The following is a 13,437-nucleotide window of genomic DNA, read 5'->3' as shown; positions in this document are numbered from 1 at the left end:
CCGCTTGCTGGTCAGGGCCAGTTTTTGCCATCCAGCCCGGGTACGCAAGGGGCGGCTGCCGTTGTCGGGGGTCGCGGTTAGGCTCGATGCATGTACTTCAGCGCCACACCCAGCAAGCACGTCAGCCCGCGTATGGAATCGGACAGGCCAGCCACTCCGGCTGCCACAGCGAAATCGCGGGTGCTCTGATGGCGGCCGCGAAGGTAGCCGCGCCCCGGATTTCGCCCCTCACACTCGACGGACTTCGTGACGAACCCTCGCCGGATTTCCAGCGCGGCGAACGTTACGACGGCATTCGGTTCAACCATGCCGCCGCGGACGGGGCGGAGTTGAGCGGCGCCGACTTCATCGAATGCGATTTCAACGGCGTTTCCTTCAATGAGGCCCAGTTGCGGGGTGCCACGTTCCGCGACTGCATCCTGAACGAGCCCTACGCCCCGGTGTTCCCGGCCGCGCGCACGTCCTGGCGCGAAGTGGAGATCAGCAATCCGCGTTGGGGCTCGGCGGAAATGTATGAGGGCGCCTGGCACTCGGTGAGGATCGACGGCGGCAAGCTGGACTTCCTCAACCTCCGCGGATCCAAGATGATGGACGTCCAGATCACGGGCTGCATCATCAACGAACTCGACCTGGGGGCCTGCACGGCCACGCGCGTCGTGCTGAAGGAATGCACCATAGGCACCCTGGATGTCACCGGGGCAAAGCTCAAGGATGTGGACCTGCGCGGCTCGGATTTCCGGACGATCAACGGGATCGGCGGCCTGTCCGGGGTTGTGGTCGACGACTACCAGCTCAGCTTGTTGGCACCCCTGTTGGCCGGCCATTTGGGAATCCGGGTGGTGTGAGCGGATTGCCGGAGCCGCCTGGCACTGTTGACCACCGGGCGGCTCCGTGTAATCTTTATAGAACGAACGGTCGGTAAATTATTCAGCCGGCCCCATTCCCTTCGCGAAGGATGTTCCCATGGTCGAGGCTTTTCTTGTTGGCGGTGCCCGCACCCCTGTAGGCCGTTACGGCGGCGCGCTCTCAGCCGTCAGGCCGGACGACCTCGCAGCGCTCGTAGTCCGTGAAGCCGTGGAACGGGCGGGCATTGATCCCGATGCCATCGACGAAGTCATCCTCGGCAACGCAAACGGCGCCGGTGAGGAAAACCGCAACGTTGCCCGCATGGCAACCCTCCTTGCCGGACTACCCCTCCACATCCCGGGCATCACGGTCAACCGGCTCTGTGCCTCGGGCATGAGCGCCATCACCATGGCCGGCCACATGATCAAGGCCGGTGCCGCGGACATCGTCGTCGCCGGCGGCGTTGAGTCCATGAGCCGTGCGCCGTGGGTCCAGGAGAAGCCTGCCACGGCCTTCGCCAAGCCCGGCCAGATTTTCGATACCTCCATCGGATGGCGGTTCGCCAATCCGCTCTTCACCAAGGGCGAGCTTTCCCGCGACGGCAAGATGACCTACTCAATGCCTGAAACCGCCGAAGAAGTGGCGAAGGTGGACGGAATAACCCGCGAGGACGCCGATGCCTTCGCGGTTCGCTCACACGAACGGGCCCTCGCCGCGATCGCAGCGGGCCGCTTCAAGGACGAAATCGTGCCCGTCACCGTGAAAACGCGGAAGGGCGAAACGGTGGTGGACACGGACGAAGGGCCGCGGGAAGGCACCACGTTGGAGGTCCTCGCCGGACTCCGGCCCGTCGTTCCGGGCGGTTCTGTTGTCACGGCAGGCAATTCGTCTTCGCTCAATGACGGCGCGTCCGCCATTATCGTCGCCTCCGAGGCCGCTATCGAGAAATTCGGCCTCGTGCCGCGTGCACGGATAATCGACGGCGGCTCGGCAGGTTGTGAACCGGAAATCATGGGCATCGGCCCGGTTCCGGCCACGCAGAAGATCCTGGCCAGGTCCGGCCTCACGGTCGGCGACCTTGGCGCCGTCGAACTCAACGAAGCCTTCGCGACGCAATCGCTAGCGACCATGCGGCGGTTGGGCCTGGACGCGGGCATCGTCAACAACGACGGCGGCGCCATCGCTTTGGGGCATCCGCTCGGTTCCAGCGGTTCGCGGATCGCGATCACGTTGCTCGGCCGCATGGAGCGTGAGCTCGGAGTCACTGACCGGAAGATCGGGCTTGCAACGATGTGCATCGGCGTCGGGCAGGGCGCGGCGCTCCTCCTGGAAGGCGTGTAATGGCACTGACTTCCGAAAAGTTCGGGACCCTGATCGTCGAGGAACGCGAGGACCGCGTCACGGTACTCCTGAACCGTCCCGAGGTCCGGAACGCGATCGACCAGCAGATGGTGGACGAACTCCATCGGGTCTGCGACCACCTTGAGCGCGAGCCGAAAATCCTGATCATCGCCGGCGTCGAAGGGGTTTTTGCCTCCGGCGCGGACATCGGCCAACTGCGGGAACGCCGCCGGGACGACGCCCTGCGCGGGATCAACTCCAGCATCTTCGTGCGCATCGCGAAGCTCCCGATGCCGGTCATCGCAGCTTTGGACGGCTACTGCCTGGGCGGCGGAGCCGAGCTGGCCTACGCGGCGGATTTCCGCATCGCGACGCCCAACCTGCGGATCGGCAACCCGGAAACCGGGCTCGGCATCATGGCGGCAGCCGGGGCCACGTGGCGGCTGAAGGAACTCGTCGGCGAGCCGATGGCCAAGGAAATCCTCTTGGCCGGGGCCGTACTCCGTGCCGAGGAAGCCCTCCGGATCAACCTCATCACCCAAATCCACGAAGCACCCGTGCTCATGGAAGCCGCCCACAACCTCGCGGACCGGATCGCCAAGCAGGATCCCCTCGCCGTCCGGATCACCAAATCGGTCTTCCATGCTCCGGCTGAGGCGCACCCCGTAATCGACACGTTGGCGCAAGGGATGCTCTTCGAATCGCAAGCCAAGTTCGACCGCATGCAGGCGTTCCTGGACAAGAAAGCAGAGAAAAAGTCCAACAAGCCAGACACCGCAGACAGGACCCGGAAATGACCACAAACCTTGCCATCCCGCATGTTGTAGGTGTCCTCGGCGGTGGCCGCATGGGCGCCGGCATTGCCCATGCCTTCCTGGTGAAAGGCGCCACCGTGATCGTGGTTGAACGCGACCACGAAGCCGCGGCCGGTGCGCACGGCAGGGTTGCCGACGCCGTCGCCAAGTCAGCAGCACGCGGCACCCTGAACGAAACCGCGGAAGCGGCGTTGGCACGGTTCAGCACGTCCACCGATTACGAATCCTTCGTGCATTGCGGTCTGGTAGTCGAGGCCGTTCCCGAGGATTACGAACTCAAGGTCGCCGCCCTCAAAGCTGTGGAGGAGCACCTGTCCGCGGATGCCTTCCTGGCCTCCAACACGTCGTCGCTCTCCGTCTCAGGCCTCGCCTCCGAGCTCCGCAGGCCGGCGAATTTCCTGGGCCTGCACTTCTTCAACCCGGTGCCCGCGTCAACGCTCATCGAGGTTGTCCTGGCCAAGGAAACTTCTTCCGAGTTGGCGACCACGGCGAAAAGCTGGACCGAGGCACTCGGCAAGACCGCCGTCGTCGTTAATGACGCTCCGGGTTTCGCGTCCTCGAGGCTGGGCGTCGCGATCGCGCTCGAGGCGATGCGCATGGTGGAAGAAGGCGTGGCCTCCGCGGAGGACATCGATGCCGCGATGGTCCTGGGCTACAAGCACCCCACCGGGCCGCTCAGGACCACGGACATCGTTGGCTTGGACGTGCGCCTGGGCATCGCTGAATATTTGCACTCGACGCTGGGGGAGCGGTTCGCCCCGCCTCAGATCCTGCGCGACAAAGTGGCCCGCCGCGAGCTCGGACGTAAGACCGGCAAGGGATTCTTCGACTGGACCGACTAACCCCCTGGAGTTTGTGTACGGATAATGCCCTTAAAAGGCCTTCTTAAAGGCGTTATCTGTACACAAACTCTGGTCGGTTAGGCTGGCGGAGTGAGCTTGAACGAGCCTGTGCCGGCGGGTGCCGGAACCGCGCGCTCGGCGGTGGTTGTCGGCGCCGGCATTGGTGGCCTTTGCGCGGCAATATCGTTGCGGCAGCTCGGGTGGCCCGTCACTGTGCTTGAGCGTCGTTCCCAGGCGGGCGACGGCGGTGCGGGGATTTCCTTGTGGCCGAACGCTATGCGCGTGCTCGAGAGGTTGGGTGTGGCGGAGGAAATCCGTTCCGTCGCCGCGCCATTGAGCTCCGACGGCGGATTGCGGCTTCCGAACGGCCGCTGGGTCACGCGGGCGAAACCGGGCGAGGCGCCGCTGATCGACGTGGTCCTCTTGCACCGCGCCGATCTGCACTCGATCCTGCTCGGCGCCCTCCCGGCTGATTGCGTCCGGACCGGAGTGGAGGCCGTGGCGTTGGAATGGTTGGCGTCCGACGGCGGTGGGCGGGCTAAGCTGCTTGCCCGGGGACCGGACGGGCAGCTTGAGATGAGCGCCGACGTCGTCGTGGCCGCGGATGGTGTGAACAGCACTCTTAGGCCTCACATTTCGCCTGGTGCGCTGCCGCCCGTCTACAGCGGCCACACCACGTGGCGCGGAGTCACTCCGCCGGGCACTGTGCCCACGACCGGTGGGGGAGAGACGTGGGGCCGCGGCGTGAAATTCGGCTATCTTCCCCTGACCGGTGGCCGGACTTACTGGTTTGCCGAGCTTCCTGCCGCCTTTGGATTACGGAACGCGAACGAGCAAGAGTTGTTGTTGAAGCTCCTGGCGGGTTGGCACGAGCCCATCGAGGCGCTCATCAAGGCAACTCCCGCCGAGCAGATCCTCCGGCTCGACGTCGAGTATCTGCCCGATCTTCCAAGTTATGTGCGCGGAACGGCGGTCCTCTTGGGTGACGCCGCCCATGCCATGACCCCGGACCTTGGCCAAGGCGGATGCCAGGCGATTGAGGATGCCGCAGTATTGGCGGCGCACCTCGCGGCGTCGGACGATGTTCGGGAGGCGCTCCTTCGCTACGACCGTGACCGCCGGCCACGCACCCAAGCCATTGCCCGTTCAGCCCGCCAAATGGGACGCTTCAGCCAGATAACCAACCCAGTGACGGTGGCCCTGCGCAACGCCTTGATCCGGCTGACCCCTCCGCGAGCCGCCATGCGTCCGCTCGAACGGATAAGCGGCTGGGTGCCCCCGGAAGTACCGCCGAGTAGCTCGTAGTAGATGTCCGTTTGGACCGACTAACCCCTTGGAGTTTGTGTACAGGTAATGCCCTTAAGAGGCCTTTTTAAGGGCATTACCTGTACACAAACTCGGGTCGGTTAGGCTGGCGGGGTGACCCCTTTTGCACCCGTGACCCTCGATGGCCGGTTCGTGACGTTGGAGCCCTTGAGCCAGGAACACCATGACGGCTTGGTGGACGCGGCCAAGGACGGCGAACTGTGGAAGCTCTGGTACACCTCAGTGCCGGCGCCGGAAGGCATGGCCGCCGAGATCGACCGCCGCCTCGCCTTGCAGGACAAAGGCACCATGCTGCCTTTCGCCACGCGCTTGAAAGCCGACGGCAGGCTGATCGGCATGACAACGTACATGAACATCGACGTCGTCACGCCACGGGTCGAGATCGGTTCCACGTGGAACGCCGCTTCGGCGCACGGCAGCGGCAGCAACCCCGATTCCAAGCTTCTGCTCCTTCGCCACGCGTTCGAGACCTTGGGCTGTCCCGCCGTCGAATTCCGTACCCACTGGCTCAACCACCAGTCCCGGGAGGCTATCGCCCGCCTCGGGGCCAAGCAGGACGGCGTGCTCCGCAACCACTCGCGCACATTGGACGGCGTCCTGAGGGACACCGTCGTGTTTTCGATCCTCGAACATGAATGGCCGGCCGTCCGTAACGGCCTGGAATTCCGGCTCGCCAAACGTTTTTAGGGTAGACGGCGGAGGCCCGGTCGGCGGGAGTTTCGACCGGGCCTTCGCTCACACGCTCTGCCAGCGGCTCTCGGCTGCCGCGCTGGCTTCGACCGCTTCGAGCACTTTCTGGACTTGGAGCGCGTCGGCGAAGGAAGGCTCGGGCTGCCGGCCTTCGGCGATCGCAGTCACGAAATCCACCACTTGGTGCGTGAAGCCGTGCTCGTAGCCAAGCCCGTGGCCGGTTGGCCACCAGTTTCCCACGTAAGGATGGGACGGCTCCGTAACCATGATCCGCCGGAAACCGGCGTCCGGCCCGTCCGCTGCGCCGTAGTACTGCAGCACGTTCATGTCCTCGAAGTCGAAGGCCACCGAACCGAGGGTTCCATTCAGCTCAAGGCGCATGGCATTCTTGCGTCCGAGCGCGAAACGGGTGGCCTCGAAGACGCCGATCGGCCCGCCGTCGGCAGCCGGCCCGCCGAAGCGTGCGCTGAAGATCGCCGCGTCGTCCACTGTCACCGTCCCGCGCGGCACGTCATGGCCGACGGCGCCATGCCCGCCCAAGCCGACCATCTCGCCGCCGATCGGACGTTCCTTCACGAACGTTTCGAGCATCGCCGAGACGCCGCTGATGGTGCGTCCCGTGATCCACTGGGCGGCGTCGATGCTGTGGGCGCCGATGTCGCCGAGTGATCCGGAACCGGATTTTGACTTGTCCAGCCGCCAGGTCATGGGTGCGTTTTCGTCGCTGAGCCAATCCTGCAGGTACTGCGCCCGGACGTGGCGGATGGTGCCGAGCCGGCCGTCGTCGACCATCCGCTTGGCCAGCGCGAGCGCCGGGGTGCGCCGGTAGGTGAAGCCGCACATCGAGTACACGCCGCGGGCCGCGGCGTCGGATGCAACTTCGGTCATCCGCTCGGCTTCCGCCACGGTGTTGGCCAGCGGCTTTTCGCACAGCACGTGCTTTCCGGCTTCGAGGGCCGCGATCGCGATCTTTGCGTGCGTGTTCCCGGGCGAGCAAATGTCGACGACGTCGATATCGTCCCGCTCGATCAGCTCGCGCCAGTCGGTGTGGACTGAGTCCCAACCGAGTTTCGCTGCGGCCGCACGGGCCGCCGACTCGTTCCGCCCGACCAACGCGGTCAGTTGCGGCGCGAGCGGGAGGTCGAAGAACCGCGGCGCGGTCCGCCAGGCTTGCGAGTGCGCGGCTCCCATGAAGGAGTAACCCACCAGCCCGACCCTCAACTTCTTGCTCACAGCGCCACGCTTTCGCCAGCCAAGGCGCCGCGGACGGAGGTCCAGGACTTCAGCACTTCGAGGACGGCGGGGTCGCGCTCGGCGAGGACAGCCTCCGCATACGATTCCTCCAGCAGGGCATCCACGGAAACCCGGGTGCCGGTGGAAGCGCTCAGGATGGCAGCTTCCACCATGGCGAGGCTCATGATGTTCTGGTGAACCTGGCCCATCGGAGTGCTCCCGCTGCGCAAGGCCGCGACGAAATCACGCAGGGATCCGGCGATTTCCTGCCCGGGGTCCTCGGCGGCGGGGGCACTTGCGACGGAAGCGCCGGTGCCCGGGGCAATGTCCACGATCGGCTCGTTGTCGCCGTCCCACAGGACCGTGCCGTGCTCGCCGCTGATCCGCCACGCAGCATTCCACGACGTCTCCCGGCCCGGGCTGCACCAGCTCCCGGTGAACACGAAGCGCTCGCCGCCCGTCATCTCGAAGATTGCCGTGGCCCCGGCGTCGCCGCGGTACCAGCTCCAGGACGGGTTGTATTCCTCGCAAAATACTGAGACCGGATCGGCGTCGAGGAGGAACCGGGCCATGTCGAACTGATGGATGGCCATGTCCAAAAGCAGAGGGTGGTCCATGGCGTCGCGGAAGCCGCCGAATTGCGGAGCCTTGAAGAACTCGGCCGAAACGATTCCCACCGCGCCCAAGGAACCAGAAGCCAGCCGCTTCGCCTCGAAAAGGTGCCGGTTGTAGCGTCGGGATTGGCTGACCATGAACAACTGCCCCGTGAGTTCCGACGCAGCCGCCAAGGACAGGCCCTGGGCCACGGTGGATGCTACGGGCTTTTCGCCCAGGACCGGCAGTCCCGCCGCCAGCGCTTCGGTGGTGACCGGGTGGTGGGCCACCGGGACGGTGACGTTGATGACAGCTTGGGCTCCGACGTCGGACGCCAACTGGGCGGTCCCGGTGCCTACCGGAAGGTCGGGGCGCCCGATCGACGCCGCACCGGCGCGGGCCGCGTCGAGGTCCAAGTCCACGATGCCCGCCAACTCGACCAGGCGCGACTCCTCGACGGTCCGCAGCCAGGCGCGGCCCATGCCCCCGGCACCGACGACGACGACGCGAAGCGGGGTGCCGTCGTCGGGAATCGTTGCGAACGGGGTGCTCATGCGTTGGCTCCCTGGTAGCTCTTGCCGTTGAAGAAGTCGTTGGTTTCGTAGCGGAGCAGTTCCGGGTACGCGCGTTCCGGGCGGTCCGTGACGGCCCATTCGACGGCGTTGGAGATGACGCGGCGGACGTCCTTGTGGTGGTAGACCGGGTAGTCCTGGTCGCCCGGGCTGAAGAAGAAGATCTTGCCGTGGCCGCGGCGGAAAGTGCAGCCGGAACGGAAGACTTCGCCGCCGCTGAAGGAACTGATGAAAACGAGTTCCTCGGGCGTGGGAATGTCGAAGAATTCGCCGTACATTTCCTGCTGGTCGATCACGATCGGGTGCGGAACGCCCTTCGCGATGGGGTGCGTGGGATCAACTGTCCACACCAGTTCGCGGTCCTGTTCCGAACGCCAGCGGAGCGTGCACGAGGTACCCATGAGCTTGGTGAAGATCTTGGACCAATGGCCCGAGTGCAGCACGATCAAGCCCATTCCGGACAAGACATGCCGGTGGACGCGCTCAACGATTTCGTCGTCGACGTCGGCGTGGGACATGTGCCCCCACCAGGTCAGGACGTCCGTGTTGGCAAGGACGTCCTCGGTGAGTCCGTGTTCGGGCTCGTCGAGCGTGGCCGTGCGGACAACCGCGTTGGCGCCGAGGTTTTCCTCGATGCCGGCCTTCACGGCGCCGTGCATTCCCTCGGGATACAGGCGGGCGACCAGTTCGTCGCGCTTCTCGTGCCGGTTTTCGCTCCACACTGTGACGCGGATGGGTTCAGACATGGTTTTCTCCTTGGAAGGTTGGTGGTTTGGGGCCCGACGGCGGTGCGTTGCCGGGGCGGCGGGTTCGGCACCTGCGGTGCGTGCCGCCGTCGTGAGCTGCTTACTTGACCGCCGCTACTTGACAGCTCCGCCGGTTGTGCCCGCCGCGATGTACTTTTGCGCGGCGACCAGCAGGATGATCGCGGGGATGGATGCGAGGACCGCGGTGGCCATAACCGAGCTCCAGTCGTTCACGTAGGCGCCGATGTACTGGAAGATGCCCAGGGTCACGGGACGCACGGCCTCAGTGGTGGTCAGGGTCAGGGCGAAGAGGAAATCGCTCCACGTGAACAGGAAGGTGAAGAGCCCCGCCGTGATGAGCGAATTCCTGCTCAGCGGCACCACGATGGACCAGAAAGCCCTCACATGCCCAGCGCCGTCCACGCGGGCCGCTTCGATGACCGAGGCCGGCATGCCGTTCATGAACGCCCTGATGATGAGGATCGCGAACGGGATGCCGTGGGACGAGTCGGCCAGGATCAGGCCCGGGATGGAGTTGAGGAGGCCGAGGTCGTTATAGGCCGCGTAGAGCGCGTTGGCCACCACGATGCCCGGAATCATTTGGCTGATCAGGATCGCGAACAGGACCACGCCCGCGCCCCGGACCTTGAAATAGGCCAAAGCGTAAGCCGCGGGTGCCGCGATGGCCAGGCAGAGTGCCACGCTCCCCAAGGAGATGATCAGGCTGGTTCCCAGGTTCCCGCCCTGCTCGCTGATGGCCGTGGCGTAGCCCGAAAAGTCCGGTTTCAAGGGCAACCACGAGGTCTCCAGCGTGGTGCCGTTTGGCTGCAGCGAGGCGTTGATCATCCAGTAAACCGGAAACAACATGATGGCCAGGAAAACGATGGCCAGGACCGCGTAGCCCCACTTCTTGCGCTCGGGCGCACTGGTTTTCGCGTGCTGGGACGCGCTCGCAGGCGCCGAACGGCGGGTGGTGATTTTCGTCGTCGTCATGGTTTCCTCACTCATCGACGGACCGGCGGCTGGCACGCAAGTACAGGACCGCGAACACGAGGGAAATGATCACCAGGACGTTGCCCAGCGCAGCGCCCTCGCCGAACTTGAATTCTTGGAAGGACAAGGCGTAGGACTGGGTGGCGATGGTCTGGGTCGAATTGGCGGGACCGCCGTTTGTCAGGCCCAGGATGATGTCCAGCACCTTGAGCGTGTACACGACGCCAAGCACCAGGACCACGCTCACCACGGGACGCAGCATGGGCCACGTGATGTGCCGGAATGCCTTCCACCCGGTGGCGCCGTCCAACGAACCTGCCTCGTAGAGCTCATCGGGGATTTCCTGGAGGCCGCCATAGAGGATGGTCAGGTTGAACGGGATACCAATCCAGATGTTCACGCCCACCACTGCGATCAGTGCCAGGGACGTGCTGGTAAGCCACGGAATGCCCGTGTCCACGATGTGCAACTGGCCCAGGAATCGGTTCAACGCGCCACTGTCCTTGTCCAGGATCCACCGCCACACGGCGCTCGAGACGATGAGTGGGAGCAGCCAGGGGAGCAGGAGCAACGAACGTAGGATGCCGTTGAGCGGGAACTTGCGCTGGAAGAAGATCGCCAGCGCCAAGCCGATCACGAACTGGCCAACGATCGAACCGATCGTGAACAGCGCCGTGTTGGTCAGCGACGTTGAAAACAACGACGACGACAGCACCGTCGCGTAGTTCGCCAACCCCACCCAGGGTGCCTCCCCGGTGAAGAAAGTGGCGGTGGTGTAGTCCTGGAAGCTCATCATGACGTTCTTGACCACGGGGTAGCCGAAGAACAGGGCCATGTAGATCACGGCGGGGACGAGGAACAGCCATTGGAAGATGCGCTCGCGGCGTTGGCGGCTGCGGCGGCGGGCAGGCTGGGAGGGGGACTGGGACCCTTCCTGCCTGGGCCCCGGTTTTCTCAGGCCCGAGTTGGTGAGCGAAACGTCTGTACTAAGGGACATGTCCGCCTGCTTACTGGCCTTGGGCTTGCTTGAGGGCGTCGGCCGGCGAGGCCTTCCCCGTCAGTGCGGTCTGGATGGCGGTGTAGATCTTGGTTGCCTGGGCGGGCCATCCTTCGCCGAGTTCACCGGTGCGGGCTCGGGCGGTCTTGATGAGGTCCGTGAAGGTGGCAAGCTTCGGGTTCTCACTGGCGAACTTCGCCGCAAGGCTGGTCTTCGATGGAATGGTGTTGCGGGCCTTGGCCATGGACATCTGGTTTTCGTCGCTGTTCATGCACGCCACGATTTCCGCGGCCTTCGCTTGGCGGGCTTTGTTGCCGGTCTGCGGAACCGTCCACACTTCTCCACCGAGCGGCGCGATCTCCGTCTGGCTGGCTTCACGGACCGGAATCTTTACGACGCCGTAATGCAGTGCGGTGTTCTTGTCCAAGGCGGGGATTTGCCACGGGCCGTTGACCATCATGGCAGCCTTGCCGGCCATGAACTGGTCCTTGACATCCGCTTGGGTCCAGTTCAGCGCGGAGGAAGACACCGATCCGTCCTTGACCAGGTCCGTCCACAGCTGGAGGGCCTGCGCGGTTTCGGGAGAGTCGATGTTTTTCTCGTCACCGCCGTTCGACCACATGACAGGGAGGAACTGCCACGTACCTTCGTACGTCGGGTTGGCGTTGAAGGCCAGGCCATACTGCTCGCCTGAAGTGAGCTTGGTTGCCGTGGTCTTCAGTTCGTCCCACGTGGTGGGCGGGGTGACTCCGGCCTTCGCCAGGATGTCCTTGTTGTAGAAGAGCGCGATCGTGTTCACCGTGGGTGCAAGGCCGTACACCTTGTCCTTGTAGGTACCGGCGCTAAGTACGCCCGGGGCGAAGTCGGCGGTGCTGATGTTGAAGTCGCTGAGGGGCGCCAGTGCGCCGGTGGCGGCAATCTGCTGCAGGTCCGGATTGTCGAGCATGAGGACGTCCGGCAATGTCTTGGAGGAGGACTGCTGCAGCACCTTGGAGATGAGCGACTTGCCCGGAACGGTTTCCCGCTTGATGGTGACGCCGGCCTTGGTACCGCAGGCCGTCAGGGCATCGCCGATGAAGCTCTTGTCCGGCTCGTTGTTGTAGTAGTCCATCACGGAGATTTCCTTCACGGCTTCCGAGGAAGAAGCGGAGGCGTTGGTGCCGCAACCGGAGATGGCGAGCGGCAGCCCAACCAGCGCTGCTACGGCCAAGGCGAGCGGGCGGCGAGTCCTGATAGCTGACTTCATTGTCTGGTCCTTTGGTGGGTTGTGGGTGGGTGGGGTGCAGGGTGTCGATTGTCATTTTGTCGATGCGTATCGACGATGCGTATCGATAGTGGTTCGATGACTGTTGCTGGGGCGTGCTTGTTGCCGGAGTGTGGGTCAGGGGTGGCGAGTCACTGCGGGCGGAGCGTGCTGGAACGGTGCGTTATGACCGTTGGCACCAGCTCAAGGGATTCGTGTGGTCCCTGGGAGTCATTTTCGAGGAGTTCGCACATGATTTTGACTGCCCGCCGGGATACTTCTGCCGGCCGCAGGTCGATAGTGGAAAGCGGAATGGGTTGGAGTTCGGCGAGCGTGGGTGAGGCGCTGCCGATGACGGAAACGTCGACGCCCGGAGTCAATCCCCGGTTGCCCAGGATCCGGCGCAGAATGTCCTGAATGGTGCGATCTGGGGCGATGAATGCGGGCTTGCCGGTGGTGCTGGCGAGGGCCTTGTGGACCGATTCGGAAATGGTGGCGCGGTCGGTCCCGCCTGGGAGATGGAGCACGGTTACGCCCAGTGCTTCCGCCGCGACATCCGTGCCGTGCATGAATCGGTCGACGTAGTTCACGTGCCGGGCCATCACTGCGGGCTGCCAGTCAATGACCGAAATCACGGAATGGCCGGCCGCCGCGAGATCCCGGACGGAGTGCTCACCTGCCATTTCGAAGTCGGCGTCGATGCAGACCAGGCCGGAGGGATCGCGGGGGATGCCGATCAGCACCACCGGGACGTTCAGGCTTCGGGCCACAGGGAGGCGTTCGTCCTCGTCCTCGATCTGCATGAGGATCAGGCCGTCGCAAATCTGCTGCCCGACGACCCGGTGCAATCCGGCAGCACCTTCGTCGTCCGTGACCAGGAGAATGTCGTGGTCGAATTGCCGCGCCGTGCTTGCGATCACGGAGACGAATTCCATGATCGATCCCATTTCCAGCTCGGGGATGAACGGAATGACCAAGCCGATCACGTGGGTCCTGCGCCCTGCCAAAGCACGGGCACCGGCGTTGGGTTGGTAGGTGAGCTGCTCGATGGCGGCCTCGACCTTTTTCCGGGTCTTCTCGGAAATGGGTCGCTTGCCGCTCAGCACGTACGAAACCGTGCTCTGCGCGACGCCGGCTGCCAGGGCGACATCCTTGCTCGTAGGCATGTTCCGGGCCTCCTCGTCGCTCACGCGTTCTCG

Annotated in this window: 13 protein-coding genes; 6 read left to right on the top strand and 7 right to left on the bottom strand. The window is 64.5% G+C overall.

All coding sequences use genetic code 11. From position 1 onward, the window contains the following. The first annotated feature begins 188 nt into the window (after positions 1 to 188). From ABCW42_RS16935 to ABCW42_RS16910, 6 genes are all read left to right on the top strand, one after another. A complete protein-coding gene (locus ABCW42_RS16935; protein ID WP_423184931.1) occupies positions 189 to 845 on the top strand; it encodes a pentapeptide repeat-containing protein in 657 nt (218 codons plus the stop codon). Positions 846 to 963: 118 nt separating this feature from the next. Beyond that, the gene (locus ABCW42_RS16930) at positions 964 to 2,187 is read left to right on the top strand and encodes a thiolase family protein (protein WP_423182284.1); all 1,224 of its coding nucleotides are present in this window, start codon (positions 964 to 966) and stop codon (positions 2,185 to 2,187) included. Continuing rightward, entirely contained in the window at positions 2,187 to 2,984 is a 798-nt protein-coding gene (locus ABCW42_RS16925) for an enoyl-CoA hydratase/isomerase family protein (protein ID WP_423182283.1), read from the top strand. The genes ABCW42_RS16930 and ABCW42_RS16925 overlap by 1 nt, the downstream gene beginning before the upstream one ends. Beyond that, entirely contained in the window at positions 2,981 to 3,844 is an 864-nt protein-coding gene (locus ABCW42_RS16920) for a 3-hydroxyacyl-CoA dehydrogenase family protein (protein ID WP_423182282.1), read from the top strand. The genes ABCW42_RS16925 and ABCW42_RS16920 overlap by 4 nt, the downstream gene beginning before the upstream one ends. A 90-nt stretch (positions 3,845 to 3,934) precedes the next feature. Further along, a complete protein-coding gene (locus ABCW42_RS16915; protein WP_423182281.1) occupies positions 3,935 to 5,149 on the top strand; it encodes an FAD-dependent monooxygenase in 1,215 nt (404 codons plus the stop codon). Positions 5,150 to 5,263: 114 nt separating this feature from the next. Beyond that, positions 5,264 to 5,857 carry a GNAT family N-acetyltransferase gene (locus ABCW42_RS16910; protein WP_423182280.1) on the top strand — a complete coding sequence of 198 codons (594 nt, stop codon included), beginning with the start codon at positions 5,264 to 5,266 and terminating at the stop codon, positions 5,855 to 5,857. A gap of 48 nt (positions 5,858 to 5,905) precedes the next feature. Here ABCW42_RS16910 and ABCW42_RS16905 read toward each other — a convergent pair whose 3' ends face one another. The 7 genes from ABCW42_RS16905 to ABCW42_RS16875 form a co-directional block, all read right to left on the bottom strand. Continuing rightward, the gene (locus ABCW42_RS16905; RefSeq protein WP_423184930.1) at positions 5,906 to 7,051 is read right to left on the bottom strand and encodes a Gfo/Idh/MocA family protein; all 1,146 of its coding nucleotides are present in this window, start codon (positions 7,049 to 7,051) and stop codon (positions 5,906 to 5,908) included. A gap of 38 nt (positions 7,052 to 7,089) precedes the next feature. Continuing rightward, on the bottom strand, positions 7,090 to 8,241 hold the full coding sequence (locus ABCW42_RS16900; protein ID WP_423182279.1) for a Gfo/Idh/MocA family protein: 1,152 nt from the start codon (positions 8,239 to 8,241) through the stop codon (positions 7,090 to 7,092). Next, a complete protein-coding gene (locus ABCW42_RS16895; protein ID WP_423182278.1) occupies positions 8,238 to 9,005 on the bottom strand; it encodes a ThuA domain-containing protein in 768 nt (255 codons plus the stop codon). Before ABCW42_RS16895 ends, ABCW42_RS16900 begins: the two co-directional genes overlap by 4 nt. A gap of 114 nt (positions 9,006 to 9,119) precedes the next feature. After that, positions 9,120 to 9,872: a carbohydrate ABC transporter permease gene (locus ABCW42_RS16890; RefSeq protein ID WP_423184929.1), complete on the bottom strand. Its 753-nt coding sequence runs from the start codon at positions 9,870 to 9,872 to the stop codon at positions 9,120 to 9,122. Positions 9,873 to 10,005: 133 nt separating this feature from the next. Beyond that, the gene (locus tag ABCW42_RS16885) at positions 10,006 to 10,995 is read right to left on the bottom strand and encodes a carbohydrate ABC transporter permease (protein WP_423182277.1); all 990 of its coding nucleotides are present in this window, start codon (positions 10,993 to 10,995) and stop codon (positions 10,006 to 10,008) included. A gap of 10 nt (positions 10,996 to 11,005) precedes the next feature. Then, positions 11,006 to 12,241, bottom strand: coding sequence for a sugar ABC transporter substrate-binding protein (locus ABCW42_RS16880; RefSeq protein ID WP_423182276.1), 1,236 nt, complete (start codon positions 12,239 to 12,241; stop codon positions 11,006 to 11,008). 149 nt (positions 12,242 to 12,390) lie between these two features. Next, a complete protein-coding gene (locus ABCW42_RS16875; RefSeq protein WP_423182275.1) occupies positions 12,391 to 13,404 on the bottom strand; it encodes a LacI family DNA-binding transcriptional regulator in 1,014 nt (337 codons plus the stop codon). Positions 13,405 to 13,437 lie beyond the last annotated feature (33 nt).

The organism is Arthrobacter sp. NyZ413 (assembly GCF_049390645.1).
Taxonomy (GTDB): Bacteria; Actinomycetota; Actinomycetes; order Actinomycetales; family Micrococcaceae; genus Arthrobacter.
Note: the sequence above shows the minus strand (reverse complement) of the source record. Positions and strands in the feature narration are given on the sequence as shown.

Coding starts and splice junctions, on each gene's coding strand:
- ABCW42_RS16935 (WP_423184931.1), top strand. CDS start 189: ATGGCGGCCGCGAAGGTAGCCGCGCCCCGGATTTCGCCCCTCACACTC.
- ABCW42_RS16930 (WP_423182284.1), top strand. CDS start 964: ATGGTCGAGGCTTTTCTTGTTGGCGGTGCCCGCACCCCTGTAGGCCGT.
- ABCW42_RS16925 (WP_423182283.1), top strand. CDS start 2,187: ATGGCACTGACTTCCGAAAAGTTCGGGACCCTGATCGTCGAGGAACGC.
- ABCW42_RS16920 (WP_423182282.1), top strand. CDS start 2,981: ATGACCACAAACCTTGCCATCCCGCATGTTGTAGGTGTCCTCGGCGGT.
- ABCW42_RS16905 (WP_423184930.1), bottom strand. CDS start 7,051: ATGGGAGCCGCGCACTCGCAAGCCTGGCGGACCGCGCCGCGGTTCTTC.
- ABCW42_RS16900 (WP_423182279.1), bottom strand. CDS start 8,241: ATGAGCACCCCGTTCGCAACGATTCCCGACGACGGCACCCCGCTTCGC.
- ABCW42_RS16895 (WP_423182278.1), bottom strand. CDS start 9,005: ATGTCTGAACCCATCCGCGTCACAGTGTGGAGCGAAAACCGGCACGAG.
- ABCW42_RS16890 (WP_423184929.1), bottom strand. CDS start 9,872: ATGTTGTTTCCGGTTTACTGGATGATCAACGCCTCGCTGCAGCCAAAC.
- ABCW42_RS16885 (WP_423182277.1), bottom strand. CDS start 10,995: ATGTCCCTTAGTACAGACGTTTCGCTCACCAACTCGGGCCTGAGAAAA.
- ABCW42_RS16880 (WP_423182276.1), bottom strand. CDS start 12,241: ATGAAGTCAGCTATCAGGACTCGCCGCCCGCTCGCCTTGGCCGTAGCA.
- ABCW42_RS16875 (WP_423182275.1), bottom strand. CDS start 13,404: ATGCCTACGAGCAAGGATGTCGCCCTGGCAGCCGGCGTCGCGCAGAGC.